The following is a 24,177-nucleotide window of genomic DNA, read 5'->3' as shown; positions in this document are numbered from 1 at the left end:
CCCGGTGAACCCGGAATGATAGCGCCAAAAGTGCGCGAACCGGCGGCGGCCGAGCAGGGGCCGTGCGGCCGCGCCACGGCGGCCGGCGCGCGGGCCCGCGCAGGCTGGCCCCGCGGGCGGGCCGGTGCGCCGCCCGCCCGGGCATCGTGGCGGTGCGCGCGGACTACCGATTGGCCGGTCTTGGGCGGCCGACTTCCGGGTATAATTACGGCCTTCCTTTCGCCCCACGTCGCCACCTCGCGCGACTCATCGACGTCAGTCCAGCCCATGGCTCACTTCTCGTGTTTTCCCGGCGCTTCGGCCCTCTCCGATTTCCGTCAAACCCGTCTGCTCGACACGCTCAGGCAAATCGACGCCAACATCGTCGCGGTGCGCGGCCAGTTCCTGCACTTCGTCAATGCGGCCGAGCCGCTGTCGGCGGACGACAGCGCGCGCATCGACGCGTTGATGCACTACGGCGCGCCGTTCCAGCCGGCGGACGAGAAGGGCGCGACCGAGACCTTCGTCGTGCTGCCGCGCTTCGGCACGGTTTCGCCGTGGGCGAGCAAGGCGACCGACATCGCGCAGCATTGCGGCCTCACGCAGGTGCGCCGCATCGAGCGCGGCGTCGAATTCACGGTCACGCTGAAATCGGGCCTGCTCGGCGGCAAGAAGGCGCTGTCGGACGACGCGCGCGCGGCCGTCGCGGCCGCGCTGCATGACCGGATGACCGAAAGCGTGGTCGCGGCGCGCGACGACGCGAAACACCTGTTCGACGAACTGCCGGCCAAGCCGCTGTCGACCGTCGACGTCCTGGGCGTCGGCCGCGGCGCGCTGGAGCGCGCGAACGTCGAGCTGGGCCTCGCGCTCGCCGACGACGAGATCGACTACCTGGTCGACGCGTTCCGCAAGCTCGAACGCAACCCGACCGACGTCGAGCTGATGATGTTCGCGCAGGCGAACAGCGAACACTGCCGCCACAAGATCTTCAACGCGCAGTGGACGATCGACGGCGAAGCGCAGGACATGTCGCTGTTCGCGATGATCCGCAACACCGAGAAGCTGAGCCCGCAGGGCACGATCGTCGCGTATTCGGACAACTCGTCGATCATGGTCGGCGCCGAAGCCGAGCGCTGGTTCCCGCGCAAGACGGGCGCGGCCGGCGAGCCGGGTGAACGCTACGGCCGTCACACCGAATTGACGCACACGCTGATGAAGGTCGAGACGCACAACCACCCGACGGCGATCTCGCCGTTCCCGGGTGCCGCGACCGGCGCGGGCGGCGAGATCCGCGACGAAGGCGCGACGGGCCGCGGCGCGCGTCCGAAGGCCGGCCTCACGGGCTTCACCGTGTCGAACCTCGACCTGCCCAATGCCCGCCAGCCGTGGGAAAACGCGCGCGACGCCGCACAGCCGGTTAGCGAGCGCAACCCGAACGAACAGCATGGCCCGTACGGCCGTCCGGACCGCATCGCGTCGCCGCTGCAGATCATGATCGACGGCCCGCTGGGCGGCGCGGCGTTCAACAACGAATTCGGCCGCCCGAACCTCGGCGGCTACTTCCGCGTGTACGAGCAGAACGTCGGCGGCACGGTGCACGGCTATCACAAGCCGATCATGATCGCGGGCGGCCTCGGCAACATCGCGGATCAGCACACGCACAAGCACGACGTGCCGGCCGGCTCGCTGCTGATCCAGATCGGCGGCCCCGGCATGCGGATCGGGATGGGCGGCGGCGCCGCGAGCTCGATGGCGACCGGCGCGAACACCGCCGAACTCGATTTCGACTCGGTGCAGCGCGGCAACCCCGAAATCGAGCGTCGCGCGCAGGAAGTGATCAACGGCTGCTGGCAGCTCGGCGCGGAAAACCCGATCCTGAGCATCCATGACGTCGGCGCGGGCGGCCTGTCGAACGCATTTCCCGAAATCGTCGACGGCGCGGGCAAGGGCGCGCGCTTCGAACTGCGCAAGGTCGCGCTCGAGGAGTCGGGCCTGTCGCCGCGCGAAATCTGGTCGAACGAGGCGCAGGAGCGCTACGTGCTGGCGATCGCGCCGGCCGACCTGCCGCGCTTCGAGGCGATCTGTGCGCGCGAGCGCTGCCCGTTCGCGGTGGTCGGTGTCGCGACCGACGAGCGCGAGTTGAAGCTCGTCGACGACGAAGCGACGGGCGCCGACGAATACCCGGTCGACATGCCGATGGAAGTGCTGCTCGGCAAGCCGCCGCGCATGCATCGCGACGTCACGCGCGTCGCGGCCGAGCGTGCGCCGGTCGACGTGACGGGCATCGCGCTGTCGACCGTCGCGCTCGACGTACTGAAGCACCCGACGGTCGGCAGCAAGTCGTTCCTGATCACGATCGGCGACCGTTCGGTCGGCGGCACGTCGGTGCGCGACCAGATGGTCGGCCCGTGGCAGGTGCCGGTGGCCGACTGCGCGATCACCGCGCTCGACTACGCGGGCTTCAAGGGCGAGGCGATGACGATGGCCGAGCGCACGCCGCTCGCGGTGATCGACGCGCCGGCATCGGGCCGCATGGCCGTCGGCGAAGCGATCACGAACATCGCGAGCGCGCCGATCGCGTCGCTCGACAAGCTGAAGCTGTCGGCGAACTGGATGGCCGCGTGCGGCACGGCCGGCGAGGACGCCGCGCTGTTCGACACGGTCAAGGCGATCGGCATGGAGCTGTGCCCGGCGCTCGGGATCGGCATCCCGGTCGGCAAGGACTCCCTGTCGATGAAGACGAAGTGGGACGAGCAGGGCGTCGCGAAGGAAGTCGTGTCGCCGGTGTCGCTGATCATCTCGGCGTTCGCGCCGGTCGAGGACGTACGCCGTCATCTCACGCCGCAACTGCGCCGCGTGGCCGACGCGGGCGACACCGTGCTGATCGCGATCGATCTCGGCCGCGGCAAGAACCGCATGGGCGGCAGCATCTTCGCGCAGGTCACGCAGCAGGTCGGCGACACGACGCCGGACGTCGACGACGCGGAAGACCTGAAGCGCTTCTTCAACGCGATCCAGTCGCTCAATGCGCAAGACAAGCTGCTCGCGTACCACGACCGCTCGGACGGCGGCCTGTGGGCGACGGTGTGCGAAATGGCGTTCGCGGGCCATGCGGGCGTGTCGCTGAACGTCGACATGCTGACGCTCGACCCGAACCACGAATCCGACTACGGCGACGCGAAGGACTGGGCGAAGCAGACGAGCGGCCGTCGCGACGACCGCACGCTGCGCGCGCTGTTCTCCGAAGAGCTCGGCGCCGTCGTGCAGGTGCGCGCGTCCGACCGCGACGCGGTGCTGAGCGCGCTGCGCGAGTTCGGCCTGTCGACGTGCTCGCACGTGATCGGTTCGGTCAACGATCGCGACGTGATCGAGGTGTACCGCGATGCGAAGAAAATCTTCGACGCGCCGCGCACCGAACTCCATCGCGCCTGGAGCGAAGTGAGCTGGCGCATCGCCCGCCTGCGCGACAACCCGGCCTGCGCGGATGCCGAATACGACGCGCTGCTCGACGCGGCCGATCCTGGCATCTCGCCGGTGCTGACGTTCGATCCGGCCGACGACATCGCCGCGCCGTTCATCGCGATGGGCGCACGGCCGCGCGTCGCGATCCTGCGCGAGCAGGGCGTGAACTCGCATCTGGAAACCGCGTATGCGTTCGATCGCGCAGGCTTCGATGCGCACGACGTGCACATGAGCGACCTGCTCGCGGGCCGCGCATCGCTGGCCGATTTCGCGGGTGCGGTGGCGTGCGGCGGTTTCTCGTACGGCGACGTGCTGGGCGCGGGCGAGGGCTGGGCGAAGACGATCCGCTTCAACGCGAATCTCGCCGACATGTTCTCGGCGTTCTTCGCGCGTCCCGATACGTTCGCGCTCGGTATCTGCAACGGCTGCCAGATGCTGTCGAGCATCGCGTCGATGATCCCGGGCGCGGAAGCCTGGCCGAAGTTCACGCGCAACAAGTCCGAGCAGTTCGAGGCGCGCTTCTCGTTCGTCGAAGTGGAGAAGTCGCCGTCGATCTTCTTCGCGGGGATGGAAGGCTCGCGGATTCCGGTCGCGGTCGCGCACGGCGAAGGCTATGCGGACTTCTCGCAGCAAGGCGACATCGATCGCGTCGCGGTCGCGATGCGTTACGTCGACCACCGCGGCGAGGCGACCGAGCGCTATCCGTTCAACCCGAACGGGTCGCCGGCCGGCATCACGTCGGTCACGACGGCCGACGGCCGCTTCTCGGTGCTGATGCCGCACATGGAGCGCGTGCATCGCACGGTCACGATGAGCTGGCACCCGGAAGGCTGGGGTGAAGCAAGCCCGTGGCTGCGCGTATTCCGCAACGCGCGCCGCTGGATCGGCTGATCGGGACGATGTTCGACCCGAACGCGCCGGTCGAGGTCGTCACGCTGCGTGACGCGCGTGCGAGCGAAGCCGACGCGATCGGTCGCGTGATCCGTGCGGCGTTCGCGGGCGAGCCGCAGGGCGGCGAGTTCGAGCAGCGCATCGTCGACACGCTGCGCGCCGACGGTGCGCTGAGCGTATCGCTCGTCGCGGAGCGCGACGGACGTATCGTCGGGCACGTCGCATTCTCGCCGGTCTCGATCGGCGGCGAGCCGGCCGGCCGCCAGCAGTGGTACGGGCTCGCGCCGCTCGCGGTGCGGCCCGATTGCCAGCGGCAGAGCATCGGCGCGGGGCTCGTGCGCACGGGGCTCGACGCGTTGCGTCGGCTCGGCGCGCGCGGCTGCGTGGTGCTCGGCGAGCCCGCGTATTACACGCGTTTCGGGTTCGAACCGCACGGCGACATCGTGTTTCCGGGCGTGCCGTCCGAGTATTTCCTCACGTTGTCGTTCGACGAATCGGCTCCGCTGCCGGCGGGCGACGTGCGTTATCACGACGTGTTCTATCCCGCCGCGTAGCGAACGCTGCGGCCGGTAACGCCGGGCATGGAAAGCCGCTCTCCGGAGCGGTTTTTTATTGCGCGTCGGCTTGGCACCATCGCGTCGCGGTACATCTGTTTCGTGCACGCCAAAAGAAAAAGCCGCTCCGGAGAGCGGCTTTTCGATGCACGTATGACGCGCGCGGGCGTTACTGGATCTTCGCCTGCTGGCGCAGACCTTCCTCGAACGCCTGCAGCTTCTGCTGCACGAGCTGCTGCGCGATCTGCGCCTTCACCTGGTCGAACGGCGGCGGCGCGATGTCGCGGATGTCGTCGACGCGGATGATGTGCCAGCCGAACTGCGTCTTCACCGGCGTGTCGGTCATCTGGCCTTTCTGCAGCTTCTGTGCCGCCGCCGCGAATTCCGGCACGTACGCCTTCGGGTCCGACCAGTCGAGGTCGCCGCCGTTCTTGCCCGAACCCGGATCCTTCGAGTATTGCTTCGCGAGATCCTCGAACTTCGCGCCGGCCTTGATCTTCGCGATCAGGTCCTTCGCCTGCTGCTCGTCGCTGACGAGGATGTGGTGCAGGTGATATTCGCGGTTGCCGCCCGCGCCCTTGACGAGTTCGTCGTAGCGCGCCTTCACCTCGGCATCGGTCGGCTGGTTCTTCTTCAGGAAGCTCTCGATCATCGAGCGCAGCACGACGGTCTGCTGTGCGACGGCGACTTGCGCCTTCACGTCCGGACGGTTCGGGATGCCTTCGCGGATCGCTTCCTGCATCAGGATTTCGCGGTTCACGAGTTCCTGGCGCACGGCCTGCTGCAGTTGCGGGCCGTCGGTCTGGCCTTGCTGGACGAGTTGCGCGACCATCGCGTCGGCGCGCGACTTCGGAATCGGCGTGCCGTTGACGACGGCGATGTTCTGGGCAAATGCCGGTGCCGCTGCAAACGCAGCCGCCGCGACCCACAGGCGGGGGGATTTCAGGATCATCGGGAATTCCTAATGAGACTAGATTGAAGATTCGTTGAATTCTTCGGGCGTGTAAGCCACGATCGCGAGCGCGTGAATGCCGCGCTGCATCGCATCAGCGAGCGCATCATACACCAGCCGGTGCCGCGCGACGCGCGGCTTGCCCGCGAACGCGGACGATACGATCGTGACCGTGAAATGGCCGCCGGCGGCCGCGCCCGCATGGCCCGCGTGTTGCGCGCTGTCGTCGCGCACGGTGAGCGACAGCGGTGCGAGCGACGCGGTGAGGCGCGCCTCGATCAGCGCGATGCGTTCGTCGGCGGAGGCGTGGAGAAAGGCGTCGCTCATGTCATTCGTCCTTGAGATATTTCGTGAGCCACAGGCTCTGCAGGATGATGAACACGACCATCGCGCCCGTCGTACCGAACAGCTTGAAGTTCACCCATTGCGATTCGGTGAAGTTGTGCACCACGTACAGGTTCGCGACGCCGAGCACCGCGAAGAACAGCGCCCATGCGACGTTCAGCTTGTCCCACACGGGGTGCGGCAGCGTGAGCTGCTTGCCCATCATCTTCTCGATCAGGTTCTTGCCGAACGCATAACGCGCGGCGAGCAACCCGATCGCAAACAGCCAGTACAGCACAGTCGGTTTCCATTGAATGAATTTCTCGTCATGCAGCACGAGGGTGGCGCCGCCGAACACGACGATCACGCCGAGGCTGACCCACAGCATCGTGTCGACCTTCCGGTGCCGGAAGGCGACCCAGGCGACCTGGGCCAGCGTCGCGACGATCGCGACGGCGGTGGCGGTAAAGATGCCCCAGACCTTGAAGGCGACAAAAAACAGGATGATCGGAAACAGATCGAACAGGAATTTCATGGCGCTCGCAGCTGCGTGACGGGCCGCTGGCGCAGCCTGTCACCGTTGTAGGGACCCGCCAGGCATCGCCGTCGCGGAGCGGGGCGGCCGGCCCGCGGCTGGCCGCCCGGCAGATCCGCCCGGCGCCGCTCATTCGTTTTCGGGTCGGGACTCGAAGTTTAACGCAGCCGAATTGATGCAGTACCGCAAACCGGTCTGGTCGCGCGGGCCGTCCTCGAACACGTGGCCCAGATGGGCGCCGCAGTGGTTGCAGCGCACCTCGACGCGCACCATCCCGTGCGAGTAGTCGACCTTCTCGTCGATCACCTCGCCGTTGAGCGGCTTGAAGTAGCTGGGCCAGCCGCAGCCCGAATGGAACTTGGCGCCGGATTCGAACAGCGGCGTGCTGCAGACGACGCACTTGTAGATGCCGGCATCCTCGGTGTCGGTGTATTCGCCGGTAAACGCGCGCTCGGTCGCCGCGTGCTGCGTGACCTCGTACTGCATCGGCGTGAGCCGGCGGCGCAGCTCGGCGTCGTCCTTCCGGTACGGGAAGGTCTTGTCGTCGGAATCGTGGGACATGGGGTTCTCCTGATCGGTCGGTCGAGATGCGCGGGTTGCGGGCTCAGGACGAGCAGCTCACTTCGAGCGTGCCGGCCCAGTCGGGCGGCAACGCCGCGTACGCTTCATGCTCCGGTTGTTCGTCGAACGGGCGGCGCAGGATCCGCGCGAGCCGCTCGACTTCCGAAAAATCCTTTTCCTTCGCGCGCCGGATCGCCACTTCGGCCAGATGGTTGCGAAGCACGTATTTGGGGTTCGCACGGTTCATTGCAACCGCGCGCGCCGCGTCGTCGCGCGTTTCCTCGGACAGCCGCGCGCGGTAGAGGTTCGCCCATGCGTCGAACGCTTCGCGGTCGATGAACAGGTCGCGCACGGGCGCGTCGCGGCTCGCGTCGTGCTTCGAGAGCTGCGCGAGCCGGCGGAACGTCAGCGTGAAATCCGCGTGGCCCGCATGCATCGTCTCGAGCAGCTTGTTCGCGAGGTCGGCGTCGCCCTCGCGTTCGAGCGCGAGGCCGAGCTTCGCGCGCATCGCGCGTTCGAGCGCGGGGCCGAAGCGTTCGGGGAAGGTCGCGAGCACGGCCTGTGCGTCCTCCACCGCGCGCTCGGCGCGCGCGTCGTCGTCGGCGATGCCGTGCTGCAGCCCGATCAGCGGCAGCAGCGCCTGCGCGAGGCAATAGCAGTTCCAGTGCGCGATGCGCGGCTGCATCCGGTACGCATAGCGGCCGCTCGTGTCGGAGTGGTTGCAGATGTGGTTCGCGTCGAATGCATCGACGAAGCCGAACGGACCGTAGTCGATCGTCACGCCGTGGATCGACATGTTGTCGGTGTTCATCACGCCGTGGCAGAAGCCGACGGCCTGCCATTGCGCGACGAGGTCGGCCGTGCGCAGCGTCGCGGCCTCGAGCAGCGCGAGGTACGGATCGTCCGCGTCGCGGCACGCCGGATAGAAGCGGTCGATCACGTGATCGGCCAGCTGGCGCAGCAGGTCGGGGCGATCGTTCGAGAAGAAGTGCTCGAAGTGGCCGAAGCGCACGAAGCTTTCCGACACGCGCGTGACGACGGCCGCCGTCTCGATCTCCTCGCGCACCACCGGCTGGTCGGAGCCGATCACCGTCAGCGCGCGCGTGGTCGGGATGCCGAGGTGATGCATCGCTTCCGAGCACAGGAATTCGCGAATCGACGAGCGCAGCACCGCGCGGCCGTCGCCCATCCGCGAATACGGCGTGCGGCCGCCGCCCTTGAGCTGCAGTTCGTAGCGCCGGCCGTCGGCGCCGGGCAATTCGCCGATCGTCAGCGCGCGGCCGTCGCCGAGCTGGCCGGCCCACACGCCGAACTGATGGCCGGAATAGACCGACGCGTACGGCATCGCGTGCGCGGGCCAGTCGCGCGTGGGATTGCCGGCGAACAGCTCGGCGAAGCCGGGCTGCGCGGCGATCGCGGGCGGCAGGTCGAGCAGTTGCGCGACTTCGTCGGAAAAGCCGACGACGTACGGCGCGGCCAGCGGCGCGGCCGGCAGCCGCGTATGAAACGCATCGCCGAGCGTGACGAACGCGCGTTCGGCGGGCGCGCCGAGCGTCGCGGCGAGGTCGGGAAGGGTGTCAGCCGCATCGGCTGCGCTTCGGGAAAACGACATGTTGAGCGCCTCTGGGTAAGCCGATATTGTAAGGCGGCGTCGCGCCGCCCGCATGGCGGCCCGCGCATCGTGCGCCACGCCCGTCCGGGCCGCCGACGGACGCGCACGCGGGCGGCTTCCGGAGGGAAACGGCCGCCAGGCTGGTCACCGATTCGCATCCTCACGGAGAACAAGACGATGGGTAAGCCGTTGCTGGGCCAGATGATGGATGTGCCGTTGCTGGTGTCGTCGCTGATCGCGCATGCCGCGCGGCACGCGGGCGACACGGAAATCGTGTCGAAGCGCGTGGAAGGCGACCTGCATCGCTACACGTACCGCGATTGCGAGCGCCGCGCGAAGCAACTCGCGCAGGCGCTCGCGCGGCTCGGCGTCGAAACCGGCGAGCGCGTCGGCACGCTGGCGTGGAACGGCTACCGGCATCTGGAAGCGTATTACGGGATCGGCGGGATGGGCGCCGTATGCCACACGATCAACCCACGGCTGTTTCCCGAGCAGATCGCGTACATCGTCAATCACGCGGAAGACCGCTACGTCTTCTTCGACGTCAATTTCGCGCCGCTCGTCGATGCGATCGCGCCGCAATGCCCGCACGTGAAGGGCTGGATCGCGATGACGGACGCCGCGCACCTGCCGTCCGGCGCGACGCCGTTCCTCTGCTACGAAACGCTCGTCGAAGCCGAGGACGGCCGCTACGACTGGCCGCGCCTCGACGAGCAGCAGGCGTCGGGGCTCTGCTACACGTCCGGCACGACCGGCAACCCGAAGGGCGTGCTGTATTCGCATCGCTCGACCGTGCTGCATGCGTACGGCGCCGCGTTGCCCGACGCGATGAACCTGTCCGCGATGGACGCCGTGCTGCCCGTCGTGCCGATGTTCCACGTCAACGCGTGGGGGCTGCCGTACGCGGTGCCGCTCACCGGCGGCAAGCTCGTGCTGCCCGGCAAGGATCTCGACGGGAAATCGCTGTACGAACTGATGGAAGCCGAGCGCGTGACGTTTTCCGCGGGCGTGCCGACCGTGTGGCTCGGCCTGCTGAACTACATGCGCGAGGCCGGCGTGCGGTTCTCGACGCTGAACCGCACGGTGATCGGCGGCTCCGCGTGCCCGCCCGCGATGCTGCGCACGTTCGAGGACGAATACGGCGTGCGCGTGATCCATGCGTGGGGGATGACCGAACTGTCGCCGCTCGGCACGCTCGCGAAGCTCAACTGGGCGCAGTCGCAGCGGCCGCTCGACGCGCAGCGCCGGCTGCTCGAGAAGCAGGGGCGCGTGATCTGCGGCGTCGACATGCGGATCATCGGCGAGGACGGCCGCGAGCTGCCGTGGGACGGCGTCGCGTTCGGCGAACTGCAGGTGCGTGGGCCGTGGGTGATCGATCACTACTTTCGCGGCGAGGCGTCGCCGCTGTCGGACGGCTGGTTCCCGACCGGCGACGTCGCGACGATCGACCCCGACGGCTTCCTGCAGATCACCGATCGCAGCAAGGACGTGATCAAGTCGGGCGGCGAGTGGATCAGCTCGATCGACATCGAGAACGTCGCGATCGCGCACCCCGGGGTGGCCGAAGCCGCGTGCATCGCGTGCGCGCACCCGAAATGGACCGAGCGGCCGCTGCTCGTCGTGGTGCCGCGCGAAGGCGCGAACCTGAGCCGCGACGCGCTGCTCGCGTTCTACGAGGGCAAGGTCGCCAAATGGTGGATTCCCGACGACGTCGTGTTCGTCGAGTCGCTGCCGCACACCGCGACCGGCAAGCTGCAGAAGCTGAAGCTGCGCGAGACGTTCCGCGATTACGTGTTGCCGACGGCGGTGTGCGCGCCGTAAGCCCGTGCCCGGGCTACCGCCGGCCCGCGAGCCGGTCGCCCGTCGCCGGTCGCCCGCTGCCAGTCGCCCGCTGCCAGTCGCCCGATCCGTCCCCGGATCGGGAGCGAAATTCAAATTGAACGATCGTGCTTTTCCGTTGTATGCTGCCTGCGTTCATTCGGACATGCGGCCGTTCGACCGCGCACAATGAAGCGCAGCCAATCCGGCGCGCGATGCATGGAGGCAGGCAGATGGCAGTGGATTACTCGACTCGCGACGGCGTGGCCGTCATCACGCTCAACAATCCGCCCGTCAACGGGCTCGGCCTGTCGACCCGCCAGGGTGTCATGGACGCGCTCGATCGCGCCGCGCAGGATCCGTCGGTCACGGCCATCGTGCTGACCGGCGCGGGCCGCGCGTTCTCGGGCGGCGCCGACATCACCGAATTCAATACGCCGAAAGCGCTGCAGGAGCCGACGCTGCACACCGTGATCCGCGCGGTGGAGGCGAGCGCGAAGCCGGTCGTCGCGGCGCTGCACAGCGTCGTGATGGGCGGCGGGCTGGAGCTCGCGCTCGGCGCGCACTACCGGGTCGCCGCGCCCGGCGCGCAAGTCGCGCTGCCCGAAGTGAAGCTCGGGCTGCTGCCGGGCGCGGGCGGCACGCAGCGCCTGCCGCGCGCGGTCGGACTCGAAACCGCGCTGAACATGATCGTGTCGGGCGCGCCGGTGCCGTCGGAGCAGCTCGCGAAGAGCGGGCTGTTCGACGAAATGGCCGACGGCGACCTGCTCGACGCGGCCGTCGCGTTTGCACGCAAGGTCGGCGCGCAGAAGGGGCCGCATCCGCGCGTGCGCGATCGCAAGATCGTCCACGAGAACGCGGCGGGCTTCATCCAGTTCGCGCGCAATTCCGCGCGGGCCGCCGCGCCGAATTTCCCCGCGCCGCACAAGTGCATCGACGCGATCGAGGCCGGCGTGCTGAACGGCTTCGACAAGGGCAGCGTTGCGGAACGCGACGGTTTCGTCGCGCTGATGATGACGCCGGAAAGCCGCGCGCTGCGCCATGCGTTCTTCGGCGAGCGCGCGGCGAGCAAGATCCCCGACGTGCCGGCCGACACGCTGCTGCGCGAGATCCGCCGGGTCGGCGTGATCGGCGCGGGCACGATGGGCGGCGGGATCGCGATGAACTTCATCAACGCGGGGCTGCCCGTCACGCTGCTCGAGACGAAGCAGGACGCGCTCGAGCGCGGCCTCGCGACGATCCGCAAGAACTACGACGCGCAGGTGAAGAAGGGCAAGCTCACGCAGGAGAAGCTCGACGCGCGCATCGCGCTGATCACGCCGACGCTGTCCTACGACGACCTGAAGGACGCCGACCTGATCGTCGAAGCGGTGTTCGAGGAACTCGGCGTGAAGGAGCAGGTGTTCCGCCAGCTCGACGAAGTCGCGAAGCCGGGCGCGATCCTCGCGTCGAACACGTCGACGCTCGACGTCGACAAGATCGCGGCGTTCACGAGGCGTCCGCAGGACGTGGTCGGCATGCACTTCTTCAGCCCGGCGAACGTGATGAAGCTGCTCGAGGTCGTGCGCGGCGCGCAGACCGCGAAGGACGTGCTCGCGACCGTGATGGCGGTGGCGAAGAAGATCCGCAAGACGGCGGTCGTGTCGGGCGTGTGCGACGGCTTCATCGGCAACCGGATGATCGAGCAGTACATCCGCCAGGCGCTGTTCATGCTGGAGGAAGGCGCGCTGCCCGCGCAGGTCGATCGCGCGATCGAGAAGTTCGGCTTCGCGATGGGGCCGTTCCGGATGAGCGACCTCGCCGGCAACGACATCGGCTGGGCGATCCGCAAGCGCCGCTACGTCGAGCAGCCCGACCTGCACTATTCGAAGATCGCCGACCGTCTGTGCGAACAGGGCCGCTTCGGCCAGAAGACGGGCGCCGGCTGGTACGACTACGTGCCGGGCGACCGCAAGGCGAAGCCGTCGTCGCTCGTCGACGAGATGGTCGTCGCGTATTCGAAGGAGCGCGGCGTCGAGCGGCGCAAGATCGGCGACGACGAAATCGTCGAGCGGCTGGTGTTCGCGCTCGTCAACGAAGGCGCGAAGATCCTCGAGGAGAAGATCGCGTCGAAAGCGTCCGACATCGACATGGTGTACCTGACCGGCTATGGCTTCCCGCTGTGGCGCGGTGGCCCGATGCTGTACGCGGACATGGTCGGCCTCTACAACGTCGAGCGCGCGATTCGCCGCTATGCGGCCGCGCCGAACGGCGACGCATGGCAGCTCGCGCCGTCGATCGCGGAACTGGCGAAGGCCGGCCGCGGGTTCAACGGCTGACGCGGCCGCGTCGCGGCGCGACCGATCCTCTGTCTGGAGAGACGCAATGAAACGCACCGACGACGTCCTGCTCGTGATCGACGTGCAATACGACTTCATGCCCGGCGGCGCGCTCGCGGTGCCGGACGGCGATGCGGTCGTGCCGGTGATCAACGCGCTCGCGCAACGCTTCGACCAGGTCGTGCTCACGCAGGACTGGCACCCGCGCGAGCACGTGTCGTTCGCGGCGAACCACCCGGGCCGCGAGCCGTTCTCGACGCTGGCGCTGCCGTATGGCGAGCAGGTGCTGTGGCCCGTGCACTGCGTGCAGGACACCGACGGCGCGGCGCTGCATCGCGACCTCGACATCCCGCACGCGCGGCTCGTGATCCGCAAGGGCGGCGACGCGCAGGTCGACAGCTATTCCGCGTTCGTCGAAGCCGACCGCACGACGCGCACGGGGCTCGCGGGCTATCTGCGCGAACTCGGCGCGAAGCGCGTGTGGTGCTGCGGGCTCGCGACCGACTATTGCGTCGCGTGGTCGGCGCTCGATGCGCGCGCGGCCGGCTTCGAAGCCGCGGTGATCAACGATGCGTGCCGGGCGATCGACCTGAACGGGTCGCTCGCGCACGCGTGGCAGCAGATGCAGGCAGCGGGCGTCGTGCATGCGACGTCCGCGGGCGCACGCCCGGCGGCGTAGCGCGGACCCCAACATGAAGCAGGACCGAAGGAGACTCGCATGACCGAAGCCGTAATCGTATCGACCGCACGCACGCCGCTCGCGAAATCCTGGCGCGGCGCCTTCAACATGACGCACGGCGCGACGCTCGGCGGCCACGTGGTCGCGGCCGCGCTCGAACGCGCGAAGCTCGACCCGGCGCGCGTCGAGGACGTGATCATGGGCTGCGCGAACCCCGAAGGCGCGACCGGCGCGAACATCGCGCGGCAGATCGCGCTGCGCGCCGGGTTGCCGGTGAGCGTGCCGGGCATGACGGTGAACCGTTTCTGCTCGTCGGGGCTGCAGACCATCGCGCTGGCCGCGCAGCGGATCATCGCGGGCGAAGGCGAGATCTATGTGGCCGGCGGCGTCGAGTCGATCTCGTGCGTGCAGAACGAGATGAATCGGCACATGGTCCAGGAAGGCTGGCTCGTCCAGCACAAGCCCGAGATCTACTGGAACATGCTGCAGACCGCCGAGAACGTCGCGAAGCGCTACGGGATCTCGAAGGAGCGGCAGGACGCGTACGGCGTGCAGTCGCAATTGCGTGCCGCGGCCGCGCAGGAAGCCGGGCGTTTCCGCGACGAGATCGTGCCGATCACCGTGCTCGCGGGCATCGCCGACAAGGCCACGGGCCGCCTGTTCACGCAGGAAGTGACGGTCTCGGCCGACGAAGGCATCCGCCCCGACACGACGCTCGAAGGCGTGTCGAAGATCCGTTCGGCCGTGCCGGGCGGCGTGATCACCGCGGGCAATGCGAGCCAGTTCTCGGACGGCGCGTCGGCATGCGTCGTGATGAGCGCCGAGGCCGCGCAGCGCGAAGGGCTGCAGCCGCTGGGCGCGTTCCGCGGCTTCGCGGTGGCCGGCTGCGAACCGGACGAAATGGGCATCGGCCCGGTGTTCGCCGTGCCCAAGCTGCTGAAGCAGGCCGGGCTGACAGTCGACGACATCGGCCTGTGGGAGCTGAACGAGGCATTCGCGGTGCAGGTGCTGTACTGCCGCGACACGCTCGGGATTCCTGAGGACCGCCTGAACGTGAACGGCGGCGCGATCGCGGTCGGCCATCCGTACGGCGTGTCGGGCGCGCGCCTGACCGGCCATGCGCTGATCGAGGGCAAGCGGCGCGGCGTGAAGTACGTGGTCGTCACGATGTGCATCGGCGGCGGGCAGGGCGCGGCCGGCCTGTTCGAAATCCTCTGATCTTTGAACGGCGGCCGCCGCGGTTGCGCTTCGGCGTGACCGCGCGCCGCCGCGGCGAATCGGCGCGGTGGACGCGCCATTCGCGACGATCAGGAAGCAAAGGGCATGCGCCCGGCAGTGCCGTTTCCCCTGACTTGTCAAACGAATTCCCCCTCCTATACTTGCTCTGACATTTGCCTTTCGGCACGATGGGCCGGATCATGCGTCGCGCGATCCGGGCCGCGAAGATTCGAACCAACGCAGCAGACCGACCGGGGACCGAATGGGTACGACCTATGCAGCCGGGGAACCGCCGCGCGTCGTCAGCGCGGCCGCCAGGCTCTACGCGAAATGCCTGCTGGTCGGATTCGCGTTGCTGCCGGCCTATCTGATTGCCTATCTGTGGTTCTTCAGCGACCGGAGCGTCGTGTTCGAGAACCACGCCTTCCATGAAATCGCGATCGCGGCGGCGACGATCGAAGGCGCGTTCGTCACCTACGTGACGTGGGTGTGTTACCGGTCGTCCGGCGAGCCGCTGCTGCGCTGGCTGACGCTCGGCTTTCTCGGCTTCGCGATGATCTACGCGCTGCACGGCGCGTTCACCGGGATGGCGCACCACAATATCTGGCTGTTCCTGCTGTACGGGCCCGCGTCGCGGTTCGTGATGTCGGCGCTGCTGCTCACGGGGCTGCTGTCGTATTCGCGTCCGCCCGACCGGCTCGACAAGCGCACGAGCGTGCGGACGTGGCTGCCGTGGATCGTGTTCTTCCTGATCGTCAACGTGGCGGTCGCGTACATCGCGTATTCGCCGGTCGCGGGGGCGCTCGGCACGCGGCTGTCGATGGAAGGCGGCGCGCTGGTGTTCTCGCTGCTGAACGTGTGCCTGCTGCTCGCACGGCGGATCCGCTCGCCGCTGATGGTGATCTACGGCATGTCGATCATGGCGTTCGCGCTGTCGTCGCTTGCGTTCATCCTCGGCAAGCCGTGGAATCACATGTGGTGGCTCGCGCACGCGATCTTCGCGGGCGGGTTCTTCCTGCTGAGCTACGGCGTCGTGCAGGCGCTGCAGACGACGCGTTCGTTCTCGGCGATCTACAGCCAGGAAGACCTAATGAGCCGGCTGTCGGAATCGATGGCGCGCACCGAAAGCGCGCTGCAGGAGCTGCGGCGCACGAACCAGAAACTCGAGTACATGGCCGCGACCGACCCGATGACGGGCGCGTCGAACCGCCGTCAGTTCATCGCGCAGGTCGAGCGCGAAATCGTGCGGGCCGAGCGCGACGGCACGCCGTTCTGCCTGCTCGCGCTCGATCTCGACAATTTCAAGAACATCAACGATGCCTACGGGCACCAGATCGGCGACGAGGTGCTGCGCGGCGTCGTGCGCCAGTGCCTCGAGGCGATCCGTCCGGCGGGCGCGCTCGCGCGGGTCGGCGGCGAGGAATTCATGGCGCTCCTGCCCGAGATGCCGCTCGAAGGCGCGCGGATGACGGCCGAGCGCGTGCGTTCGTCGATCGCGAGTGCGCCGTTCGGGCTGGACTTCAAGCGCGTGCAGGTGACGGTCAGCGTCGGCGTCGCGCAATACGGCGTCGACGGCGGCACGGTCGATGCGCTGCTGCGGGCGGTCGACGAGCGGCTGTACCAGGCGAAGCGGGAAGGGCGCAACCGCGTGGTGGCGCGATGATCCGCCTTTCGCCGACGCCCCGGCGGCGGGCGTGCCCCCGGGGCTTTTGCAGGCCGGTGCCCGCGCCGCTCCCGGCCGGCACGCGCGCGGCGATGCGCTAGCGCGTCGCCACCGCCGTCGCCTGCTTCGGTTGCCCGTCCTGCATCGACTGCGACGCCTGCCACCAGTACTTGCCCGCGCGCTGCTGCGGATCGCGGATCGCGAGATACGTCGTACTCCAGAGCTGCGCCGCGTTGGCTTCGGTCGCATCGGCGCTGCGCGTGCCGAATGCGTCGGTCTGGTACTTGCCGTTCACGTAGGACCACGTCCACATTTCCGACGTGCGCATGTCGCGTCCGTTCGAGATCACCTGCCAGATCGTCTGCCGCGCCTGCGCGAGCAGCGTGCGTGTCGCGGCCGACAAATCCTGGCGCGCCAGTTGCCGATCGAGCCCGGCCACCCACATCGCCTGCTGCCACGACCAGATCACCGTGCCGTGATACGCGGAACTCGTGAATTTCGGCCACAGCGACGGGTTCGCATATGCGGGGTTCGCGATCAGCATCCCGACATCGGTCACGAGCCCGGTCGGGAACGGCCGCGTGACGTCGGCGACGATCCGCTGGAGCTGATCGTCCGGCGGCGTGCCGAACAGCAGCGCGAAGCCGCCGTCCGAATTCATCACCGGGATCGGGTTGCCCTGCTGGTCGAGTGACAGCGCGTAGAAGGCCAGCGGCGCGTTGGGCGCGGCGCCGGCCGGCACGCCGGCGGACGGCGCATAGGCCGACACGTCGGTGGCCGCCTGCGCGGCCGGCACGCTGACCTGGAACAGCGGCGGCGCCTGCGTTTCCCACGTGGCCGCTTCGTTCGCGGTGTTGGCGAGCGTCGCGCGCTGCCCGGCATCGAGATAGGGATCGAGCAGCCCGCGGGCGAGGAACGCGTTCGCCGCGCGCAGCGCGGCCGGCACGAGCACCGCGTTCACGTCGTACGGGTACACGCCGCCGCCGAGGCCGTCGGTACTGTCGCGCCAGTTGCCGACGATTTCGCCGGGCCGCAGGTGAATCAGGTTGGCGACCGACGGCTGCTGCGCGAACGGCTGCGCGGTCGTCGCGACGTGCAGTAGATTGACGACGAGGCGGCTGCCGTTGGTCTGCCCGTCGCTGCCGCGCTGCGCCAGATACGCGGCCGCACGCGCCTGGCCGCGCGTATCGTCGATCAGCCACGCGGCCGCGATCGGCGCGAGCAGGTAGTCGCTGTCGATCATCTTGTAGTCGTAGGTCGGTGTCGCATCGTTCGGCCGCCCGTTCTTCTGGTTGTCGACCAGTGCGAATTCGCCGATGCCTTCCTCGTGCGCGACCTTGCCGTCGGCCGACAGGCGGCTCAGCACCGACGACAGCCCGGCCTCGATCGCGGCCGGTTCGAGTACGGGCATCAGCATGCGGACCGAGATCAGCGTATCGCGGCCGAAATACGTGTCGTACTGCCACGAGCCGGCCAGCAGCTTGTCGTTGAAGCTCAGGAATTCGAGCACGTTCTGGCTGACCGGGTCGGGATTCACGGACGGGGCGAACAGGTCGGCGTGCGTGATCGGCGACAGCGGTGTCTCGCCCGTCAGCGCATCGATGTGCAGCTTCAGCGTATGCGAGCCCGCCGGCGCATTCAGCACGAGCTTGCCGCCCGCTGCCGGCGCGATGCTGCCGCCGTCGCGCAGCGTGATGCGCAGCGCATAGCCGGGCGCGCCGTCGAGCCGATCGCGTTGCCATTGCGCGGTGCTGCCCTGCACCGTCGGCGCGGTGAGGATCTGCTGCGGAATCGTCGCGCCGCCGTTGAAGTCGCGCAGGAAGCGCACGTTGCTGAGCACGCCCTGGCGGATCGTCAGCGTAGCGGTGTCGACCGACACGTCGGCACCGATGCCGTACAGCGGGCGGCCGTGTGGGTCCGGCGCCGACAGCGCGGACGGCGGCGTGTCGAGGCTCCAGTTCACCGGCTGCGCGGTGTCGTCGAACCACAGCCCGGTGCCGCTGTTGCCGGCGGGGAAGACCACCAGCAGGCGCGGTTTCGTCGACGAGCGCACCAGCAGGTGCGCGGCGACCTTGTCCTGCCGGTAGAACGCGTTGATCTGGCCGCCGGTATCCATGCGGAACGACAACGCGGCGGTGTTCGACGGCGGGGTGGTCGACTGGACGTCGTCGTCGTTGCAGGCCGACAGCAGGCCGGCGCAGACGAGCCCGAGACACAGCGACTTCGCAAGGCGATGCATGTTGATGTCCCTCCTGATGACTGGCGATTTTTTATCTGGATATCTAATCGGCGGATCTTGGGTCCGTTGGGTGCTGCTTTGCATTCATTGTCGAGAATGACTGGAATGAATGGGGCGTTGCGTTTATTTGAAAGGAAAATGGGTTGGCAAATAACCGATGGCCGATAAATGCCGAAAGCTGAAAGCGACAGGGGCGCGCGTCGATGCGTCGCAGAAGGTCTATGCGACGGACCTTCGCACAGGTGAGTGGCGAATCCGGAGCGGCGAGGAAAACGATACGTAAGCCGTCGTAGGCGATTCTAAATTTATGGGAAAGTCGAAGTCAATAATGTTTTTGTTTTCCAATATTGAATCGAAAACCGGTTGCAATTATTACTCGATACGTCGGTAAAATATGCGATTCAACAGGGCGGATTAATGTATCGGTTGAAAAACGATCGGCAATACTCTATCGCACCGGCGATTGATGCCGGACGGGAAACGAATCGCCGTATTGTGTCGGTCGGTGTCGTGACCGGCCGACGTGCGCTGCAACCGTTCCGGAACGCCGCTCAGCAATCCGCGTTCCCGCGCATGCCCGCACGACGCCGCATCACCGCCGTCGACGCTTCGCCGGCTGAAGCGGCACGAGGACGAGAGGGTGAAGCTCGAGGGGCTCGTTCGTGGCCGATTTGTCGTCGGACACGGTCATGTTGCAGGAGGTGCCTTCAAAAAACGCTGACGCGCTCCCGGCCCCATGAACGGATCACTGACTCGAAGCAGCGTTTCGGCGCAAGCCGGCGACAGGGGTTGCGCGTTGTTGCAACCGTCCCGTACGGTCTACCGTCACGAGTCGATCGCGCGGGATCGAAGCGCGCTGGAGCGGCGCGTGAACGGGTGTGTCAGGAGGCGGAAGCCCGCTACGAGCGGGCAGTTTTTCGTGCCGGGTATTTATAATCGCCCGCGGCTGAGCCTTTCCGTTCGCGCTGGGCGCGAATACTGGCCCAACTGATTTAGTATGAGCAATCCGCGCTCGACGGGAGCGGCGCGCATTCGCGGCGAGGAGACACATGCATCCCCGTAAGACTGCCCCTTACATCATCGTGGCGATTGCTTCCGTGATCGCATGCGCGCTCGTGGCGCTATGCGTGCTGCAACTCTTGCAGAGCCGCGACGACGCGATGGAGCGGGCAAAGGAAACGTCACGCAACCTCGGACTGATCGCGGAACGCGACATCGAACGCAATATCGAGTTGTACGACCTGTCTTTGCAAGCGGTCATCCATGGGTTGCAGCGCCGCGATGTGATGGACGCTGCGCCCGCTCTGCGCCGGTCGGTGCTGTTCGATCACGCGATGACCGCGGAATTTCTCGGTTCGATGCTCGTGATGGATGCAGGCGGCAATATCGTTCTGGATTCAGGCTACGACGAGCCGCGCAAGGGCAATTTCGCCGATCGCCGATACTTCACAGTCCACCGCGACAATCCGAACGTCGGACTCTATATCAGTGACCCGTTCGTCTCCCGTTTGCGTGGAGGAAAGCTCAGTATCGCACTCACGCGGCGGATTTCGAACCCCGATGGATCGTTTGGCGGCATCGTCGTTATCGCGGTCAATCTTGATTATTTCCATCAACTCTTCGTCGGGCTTTCGCTTGGCAAGCATGGCTCGATTTCGCTGATCGGCGAAGACGGCAAGATGGTGATGCGGCAGCCGTACGATGTGCATACTATCGGCCGCGACATCAGCAAAGCCGCGACGTTCCGGCGGTTCCAGACCGCGAGAGAGGGCACCTTCTCCGAAACATCGTCGATCGACGGCGTGCGCCGCCTGTACTACTTCAAACATTTGCCGAAACTGCCGCTGATCATCATGGTGGCAGAGGCCGAGCAGGACATATACGCCGCATGGCGGCAACGTGCGATCAAGATCGGCGGATTGGTCGCGACGTTCGGGGCGGCGTTCATCGCGCTGTCCCTGCTGCTCGGTTCGCAGCTACGGCGCCGTATGCGGGCCGAGTCGGAACTCGTGCTGCTCGCCCGGACGGACGGTCTCACCGGCCTGAACAATCGCCGCAGCTTTGGCGAGGTACTGGACCAGGAGTGGCGTCGCGCGCGACGTGCGCATTCCGTCTTCTCGCTGCTGTTCGTGGACGTGGACCGGTTCAAGGCTTACAACGACACGTACGGTCATCAGGCCGGGGACGATGCGTTGGCGGCGGTCGCGCGGTGCATCGGCGACAATATTCGCCGGCCGGCCGATACGGCGGCTCGTTATGGCGGAGAGGAGTTCGTCGTGCTGCTTCCTGACACGCCGCAGAACGGAGCGGCGCAGATTGCCGAGCGGATCCGTGCGTCGATCGATGCGTTGGCCCTCGAGCACGCGGGCAGCGAATACGGACGTGTGACGGCGAGCATTGGCCTGGCGTGCTGGATGCCGGATCAGGAAGGGCAGCCGGATGCGGTGATCAAGGCCGCTGACGAGGCGCTGTACTACGCGAAGGCGACCGGGCGGAACAAGGTTGCCGCGCTGCAGCGGGGGGAGTGACGGAGAGAGCTGCATTGCGCCGCTCGTCGGATGCATGTTGGCGGTGACCGAAGCTGTTTGCGCGCGGATTCGCAAGCGTCTTGCGGACTGACCGTCGCGTATTCGCCGATCGAGAATACGTTCTCCTTCGGAGCCGTCCTGTATCGGGATCGCCTGCGCGCCGAACTTGACGGATGCGCTGCCAGATACCGTCCATTGCCGTCGGTAAGTTTGGTAGGCTTGTCGCCTGCCTTCGCTTGGCGGATCTCGATGTCGGTAAGTGATACGGTGAAAAAGCGGGTATCGTCCGTGAAGATTTCGCGTAATACCCGCATTTTTCGACCGGGCGAGATCTCGAGCGAACGAGCGCGAACGGCGGACGGGCGTCAGGTGCCCGCTGGCAAGGGTTCCCGGCCAATCGCCGAACCAACACGAACAGGAGCGAACGAAGTGATCAGACATATCGTCATGTGGAAGTTGAAGGAATCGGCGGAAGGCGCCACGCGCGCGCAGAACGCGCTGAAGCTGAAGGAAAAGCTCGAAGGCTGCCGCGACCTCGTGCCGGGCACGTTACAGATCGACGTCGGCCTGGCGACCCCTGGCCTCGACGCGACCGCCGACATCGTGCTCGTCTCCGATTTCACCGACAAGGCAGCGCTCGACGCGTACCAGGTGCATCCGGTTCACCAGGAAGTGAAGAAATTCGTCGTCGCGGTGGCCGAATCGCGCGAGTGTGTCGACTACATCGTCGACGTCGCACGATGAGCGACGCGGCAACCCCGGCGGAAGGCCCGTCGATCGAAAGCCCGTTCGTCGATCTGCTCGGCGTGCAGCTTGTGTCCGCGAAGGATGGTGCGAGCGAGATCGTGCTGTCGCTCGAGGAGCGCCACATGAACACGTGGAGCATCGCGCACGGCGGCGTGACGATGACGCTCGCCGATATCGCGCTCGCGATGGCGGCGCGCAGCCTGACCGACGATGGCATCGGCGTCGTCACGGTCGAGATGAAGGTGAACTTCATGCAGCCGGGCCGCGGCGAGCTGCGCGCTTACGGGCGCGTGATGCACCGCTCGACGACGATGGCCTACTGCGAAGGAGAAGTGCGCGACAGCGACGGCAATTTCGTCGCGAAGGCGCTCGGTACGTTCAAATACATGCGGCGGCTCGCGGTCGGCCGCGACATCAAGCGGCAACGCTCGCGCACGGCGCCGGACGCCCACCCCGGCCCGAGCGACGCGTAAGCATCCGCCCCGCACGGCCCTGTCTCTTCGATGCGGCAGGGCCGTTTCGTTTTGGCGGCGCGGAATGCCGGCACACGGCGCTGCGCGCACGCCGGCCCGGCCTCCGCGTGGCATCATGTCACGCTTGTCCGTTCACGGCGCCACGCCGGCGCCGTCCACACCGATGCCGCTGAATCCGAAGATCGCCCAGGTGCTCGACATGATCGAGCGCGCGAAACGCCCGTCGTATCACCATCAGACGCCGCAGCAGGCGCGCGCCGCGTACGAGAAAAGCGCGCCGATCCTCGACGTCGCGCCGGCCCCGATGCATTCGGTGGAGGAGTGCGTGGTGCCGACGCGCGACGGCCGCACGATCGGCGCGCGGCTGTATCTGCCGGTCGCGCCGAGCCTGGCGGAGCCGCTGCCCGCGCTCGTGTACTACCACGGCGGCGGCTTCACGGTCGGCAGCGTCGACACGCACGATGCGCTGTGTCGGATGTTCGCGCACGATGCGCAATGCGCGGTGCTGTCGGTCGGCTACCGGCTCGCGCCCGAACACAAATTTCCGACCGCGGTGAACGACGCGGACGACGCGCTGCAGTGGCTGCATCGCGAGGCCGCCGCGTTCGGCATCGACGCCGCGCGGCTGGCGGTTGGCGGCGACAGCGCGGGCGGGACGCTCGCGACGGTCTGCGCGGTGCTCGCGCGCGACGCGGGCATTCGTCTTGCGCTGCAGCTGCTGATCTATCCGGGTGTGACGCGGAACCAGGACACCGAATCGCACGCGCGGCTCGCCAGCGGCCACCTGCTGACGCAGGAGACGATCCAGTGGTTTTTCACGCAATACGTGCGCGATCGGGCGGATCGCGACGACTGGCGTTTCGCGCCGCTCGACGGCACGCGCGATGCGCCGTCGTTCGCGGGCGTCGCACCGGCGTGGATCGCGACGGCCGAATACGATCCGCTGAGCGACGAGGGCGCCGCCTACGCGGACAAGTTGCGCGCGGCCGGCAACGCGGTCACGCTGGTCTGCTATCCGGGGATGATCCACGAATTCTTCAAGATGGGCGGCTACGTGCCGGAGGTGCGGACCGCGCATGCCGATGCGGTCGCGGTGCTGAAGGCTGCATTCGACGAGGTTTGACGGCGAGCGCCGGAAGGCGCGCGCGCCGCGGGAGGGCTGCGATGACGAACGGCGTGGGTGGGGTGGAAACGGGCGACTGGACGGTGCTGGGCGGCGACGCCGCACGCATCCGCGATGCGGTGTTCGTGCGCGAGCAGCAGATTCCGCCGGAATGGGAGCTCGACGACGACGATCCGCTGTCGCTGCATGCGGTCGCATACCGGACCGACGCGGCGACCGGGCTGCGCCGCGCGGTCGCGACAGGGCGGCTGCTGCCGTCCGGCACGATCGGCCGTGTCGCGGTGCTGGCCGACATGCGCGGACAGGGTGTCGGGTCGGCCGTGCTGAATGCGCTGCTGGACGCCGCGCGGCGCCGCGGCGAAGCCGTCGTGCGGCTGTACGCGCAGGATTCGGCGGTGTCGTTCTATCTGCGGCATGGCTTCGCGGCGGTCGGCGAACCGTTCGTCGAAGCCGGCGTGCCGCACGTCGAGATGGCGCGCGCGCCGTAGCGCGCCGCGTGTG

The 24,177-nt window shown here is 67.5% G+C and carries 19 protein-coding genes and 1 pseudogene; 13 read left to right on the top strand and 7 right to left on the bottom strand.

Features of this window, described 5'->3' with window-relative positions; all coding sequences use genetic code 11:
* Positions 1-267: 267 nt before the first annotated feature.
* Entirely contained in the window at positions 268-4,332 is a 4,065-nt protein-coding gene (gene purL, locus QZM72_RS20120; RefSeq protein WP_301739015.1) for a phosphoribosylformylglycinamidine synthase, read from the top strand.
* 8 nt (positions 4,333-4,340) lie between these two features.
* On the top strand, positions 4,341-4,886 hold the full coding sequence (locus QZM72_RS20115; RefSeq protein WP_089467976.1) for a GNAT family N-acetyltransferase: 546 nt from the start codon (positions 4,341-4,343) through the stop codon (positions 4,884-4,886).
* A 169-nt stretch (positions 4,887-5,055) separates the two neighbouring features.
* On the opposite strand, the gene QZM72_RS20110 is transcribed toward QZM72_RS20115, so the two are convergent.
* The 5 genes from QZM72_RS20110 to QZM72_RS20090 form a co-directional block, all read right to left on the bottom strand.
* Positions 5,056-5,838 (bottom strand): peptidylprolyl isomerase, encoded by a 783-nt coding sequence (locus QZM72_RS20110; protein ID WP_089467659.1) that lies wholly within the window; start codon positions 5,836-5,838, stop codon positions 5,056-5,058.
* Positions 5,839-5,856: 18 nt separating this feature from the next.
* On the bottom strand, positions 5,857-6,165 hold the full coding sequence (locus QZM72_RS20105) for a BolA family transcriptional regulator (RefSeq protein ID WP_050013273.1): 309 nt from the start codon (positions 6,163-6,165) through the stop codon (positions 5,857-5,859).
* 1 nt (position 6,166) lies between these two features.
* Positions 6,167-6,697 (bottom strand): septation protein A, encoded by a 531-nt coding sequence (locus tag QZM72_RS20100; protein WP_301739014.1) that lies wholly within the window; start codon positions 6,695-6,697, stop codon positions 6,167-6,169.
* A 129-nt stretch (positions 6,698-6,826) separates the two neighbouring features.
* Positions 6,827-7,258: a peptide-methionine (R)-S-oxide reductase MsrB gene (msrB, locus tag QZM72_RS20095; RefSeq protein ID WP_031399272.1), complete on the bottom strand. Its 432-nt coding sequence runs from the start codon at positions 7,256-7,258 to the stop codon at positions 6,827-6,829.
* 43 nt (positions 7,259-7,301) lie between these two features.
* Positions 7,302-8,870 (bottom strand): YdiU family protein, encoded by a 1,569-nt coding sequence (locus QZM72_RS20090; RefSeq protein WP_301739013.1) that lies wholly within the window; start codon positions 8,868-8,870, stop codon positions 7,302-7,304.
* A 177-nt stretch (positions 8,871-9,047) separates the two neighbouring features.
* Here QZM72_RS20090 and QZM72_RS20085 point away from each other — a divergent pair, with 177 nt between their 5' ends.
* The 5 genes from QZM72_RS20085 (at position 9,048) to QZM72_RS20065 (ending at position 16,566) form a co-directional block, all read left to right on the top strand.
* Complete coding sequence (locus tag QZM72_RS20085; protein WP_301739012.1) at positions 9,048-10,691, top strand: 3-(methylthio)propionyl-CoA ligase; 1,644 nt, start codon at positions 9,048-9,050, stop codon at positions 10,689-10,691.
* A 230-nt stretch (positions 10,692-10,921) separates the two neighbouring features.
* On the top strand, positions 10,922-13,006 hold the full coding sequence (locus QZM72_RS20080) for a 3-hydroxyacyl-CoA dehydrogenase NAD-binding domain-containing protein (RefSeq protein WP_301739011.1): 2,085 nt from the start codon (positions 10,922-10,924) through the stop codon (positions 13,004-13,006).
* A 46-nt stretch (positions 13,007-13,052) separates the two neighbouring features.
* Positions 13,053-13,685 carry a bifunctional nicotinamidase/pyrazinamidase gene (gene pncA, locus QZM72_RS20075; RefSeq protein WP_023475610.1) on the top strand — a complete coding sequence of 211 codons (633 nt, stop codon included), beginning with the start codon at positions 13,053-13,055 and terminating at the stop codon, positions 13,683-13,685.
* Between the two features lie 39 nt (positions 13,686-13,724).
* Positions 13,725-14,903: an acetyl-CoA C-acyltransferase gene (locus QZM72_RS20070; protein WP_089467655.1), complete on the top strand. Its 1,179-nt coding sequence runs from the start codon at positions 13,725-13,727 to the stop codon at positions 14,901-14,903.
* 262 nt (positions 14,904-15,165) lie between these two features.
* Positions 15,166-16,566: a sensor domain-containing diguanylate cyclase gene (locus tag QZM72_RS20065; protein ID WP_089467654.1), complete on the top strand. Its 1,401-nt coding sequence runs from the start codon at positions 15,166-15,168 to the stop codon at positions 16,564-16,566.
* Positions 16,567-16,663: 97 nt separating this feature from the next.
* Here the strand turns inward: QZM72_RS20065 and QZM72_RS20060 are convergent, their stop codons facing one another.
* The gene (locus tag QZM72_RS20060; protein WP_089467653.1) at positions 16,664-18,805 is read right to left on the bottom strand and encodes a hypothetical protein; all 2,142 of its coding nucleotides are present in this window, start codon (positions 18,803-18,805) and stop codon (positions 16,664-16,666) included.
* Between the two features lie 592 nt (positions 18,806-19,397).
* Here QZM72_RS20060 and QZM72_RS20055 point away from each other — a divergent pair.
* Both QZM72_RS20055 and QZM72_RS20050 read left to right on the top strand, forming a co-directional pair.
* A pseudogene (locus tag QZM72_RS20055) lies at positions 19,398-19,676 on the top strand (IS3 family transposase); the annotation flags it as partial.
* Between the two features lie 178 nt (positions 19,677-19,854).
* Positions 19,855-21,333: a sensor domain-containing diguanylate cyclase gene (locus QZM72_RS20050; protein WP_089467652.1), complete on the top strand. Its 1,479-nt coding sequence runs from the start codon at positions 19,855-19,857 to the stop codon at positions 21,331-21,333.
* Here QZM72_RS20050 and QZM72_RS35680 read toward each other — a convergent pair.
* The gene (locus QZM72_RS35680; protein ID WP_367620038.1) at positions 21,279-21,647 is read right to left on the bottom strand and encodes an Arm DNA-binding domain-containing protein; all 369 of its coding nucleotides are present in this window, start codon (positions 21,645-21,647) and stop codon (positions 21,279-21,281) included. The genes QZM72_RS20050 and QZM72_RS35680 overlap by 55 nt on opposite strands.
* Before the next feature lie 115 nt (positions 21,648-21,762).
* Between QZM72_RS35680 and QZM72_RS20045 the strand changes: the two genes are divergently transcribed.
* From QZM72_RS20045 to QZM72_RS20030, 4 genes are all read left to right on the top strand, one after another.
* Positions 21,763-22,077, top strand: coding sequence for a Dabb family protein (locus tag QZM72_RS20045; protein WP_012328683.1), 315 nt, complete (start codon positions 21,763-21,765; stop codon positions 22,075-22,077).
* A complete protein-coding gene (locus tag QZM72_RS20040) occupies positions 22,074-22,553 on the top strand; it encodes a PaaI family thioesterase (RefSeq protein ID WP_089467636.1) in 480 nt (159 codons plus the stop codon). The genes QZM72_RS20045 and QZM72_RS20040 overlap by 4 nt, the downstream gene beginning before the upstream one ends.
* 163 nt (positions 22,554-22,716) lie before the next feature.
* Positions 22,717-23,676 carry an alpha/beta hydrolase gene (locus QZM72_RS20035; RefSeq protein ID WP_089467635.1) on the top strand — a complete coding sequence of 320 codons (960 nt, stop codon included), beginning with the start codon at positions 22,717-22,719 and terminating at the stop codon, positions 23,674-23,676.
* Between the two features lie 41 nt (positions 23,677-23,717).
* Entirely contained in the window at positions 23,718-24,164 is a 447-nt protein-coding gene (locus QZM72_RS20030) for a GNAT family N-acetyltransferase (protein WP_124554591.1), read from the top strand.
* The last annotated feature ends 13 nt before the right edge of the window (positions 24,165-24,177 follow it).

This window comes from Burkholderia sp. AU45388, assembly GCF_030481585.1.
In the GTDB taxonomy this organism is placed as follows: Bacteria; Pseudomonadota; Gammaproteobacteria; order Burkholderiales; family Burkholderiaceae; genus Burkholderia; species Burkholderia sola.
Note: the sequence above shows the minus strand (reverse complement) of the source record. Positions and strands in the feature narration are given on the sequence as shown.

Excerpts from the sequence above, each read along its gene's own strand:
- purL (WP_301739015.1), top strand. The coding sequence starts at position 268 with ATGGCTCACTTCTCGTGTTTTCCCGGCGCTTCGGCCCTCTCCGATTTC.
- QZM72_RS20115 (WP_089467976.1), top strand. The coding sequence starts at position 4,341 with ATGTTCGACCCGAACGCGCCGGTCGAGGTCGTCACGCTGCGTGACGCG.
- QZM72_RS20110 (WP_089467659.1), bottom strand. The coding sequence starts at position 5,838 with ATGATCCTGAAATCCCCCCGCCTGTGGGTCGCGGCGGCTGCGTTTGCA.
- QZM72_RS20105 (WP_050013273.1), bottom strand. The coding sequence starts at position 6,165 with ATGAGCGACGCCTTTCTCCACGCCTCCGCCGACGAACGCATCGCGCTG.
- QZM72_RS20100 (WP_301739014.1), bottom strand. The coding sequence starts at position 6,697 with ATGAAATTCCTGTTCGATCTGTTTCCGATCATCCTGTTTTTTGTCGCC.
- msrB (WP_031399272.1), bottom strand. The coding sequence starts at position 7,258 with ATGTCCCACGATTCCGACGACAAGACCTTCCCGTACCGGAAGGACGAC.
- QZM72_RS20090 (WP_301739013.1), bottom strand. The coding sequence starts at position 8,870 with ATGTCGTTTTCCCGAAGCGCAGCCGATGCGGCTGACACCCTTCCCGAC.
- QZM72_RS20085 (WP_301739012.1), top strand. The coding sequence starts at position 9,048 with ATGGGTAAGCCGTTGCTGGGCCAGATGATGGATGTGCCGTTGCTGGTG.
- QZM72_RS20080 (WP_301739011.1), top strand. The coding sequence starts at position 10,922 with ATGGCAGTGGATTACTCGACTCGCGACGGCGTGGCCGTCATCACGCTC.
- pncA (WP_023475610.1), top strand. The coding sequence starts at position 13,053 with ATGAAACGCACCGACGACGTCCTGCTCGTGATCGACGTGCAATACGAC.
- QZM72_RS20070 (WP_089467655.1), top strand. The coding sequence starts at position 13,725 with ATGACCGAAGCCGTAATCGTATCGACCGCACGCACGCCGCTCGCGAAA.
- QZM72_RS20065 (WP_089467654.1), top strand. The coding sequence starts at position 15,166 with ATGGGTACGACCTATGCAGCCGGGGAACCGCCGCGCGTCGTCAGCGCG.
- QZM72_RS20060 (WP_089467653.1), bottom strand. The coding sequence starts at position 18,805 with ATGCATCGCCTTGCGAAGTCGCTGTGTCTCGGGCTCGTCTGCGCCGGC.
- QZM72_RS20050 (WP_089467652.1), top strand. The coding sequence starts at position 19,855 with ATGCATCCCCGTAAGACTGCCCCTTACATCATCGTGGCGATTGCTTCC.
- QZM72_RS35680 (WP_367620038.1), bottom strand. The coding sequence starts at position 21,647 with ATGCGGGTATTACGCGAAATCTTCACGGACGATACCCGCTTTTTCACC.
- QZM72_RS20040 (WP_089467636.1), top strand. The coding sequence starts at position 22,074 with ATGAGCGACGCGGCAACCCCGGCGGAAGGCCCGTCGATCGAAAGCCCG.
- QZM72_RS20035 (WP_089467635.1), top strand. The coding sequence starts at position 22,717 with ATGCCGCTGAATCCGAAGATCGCCCAGGTGCTCGACATGATCGAGCGC.
- QZM72_RS20030 (WP_124554591.1), top strand. The coding sequence starts at position 23,718 with ATGACGAACGGCGTGGGTGGGGTGGAAACGGGCGACTGGACGGTGCTG.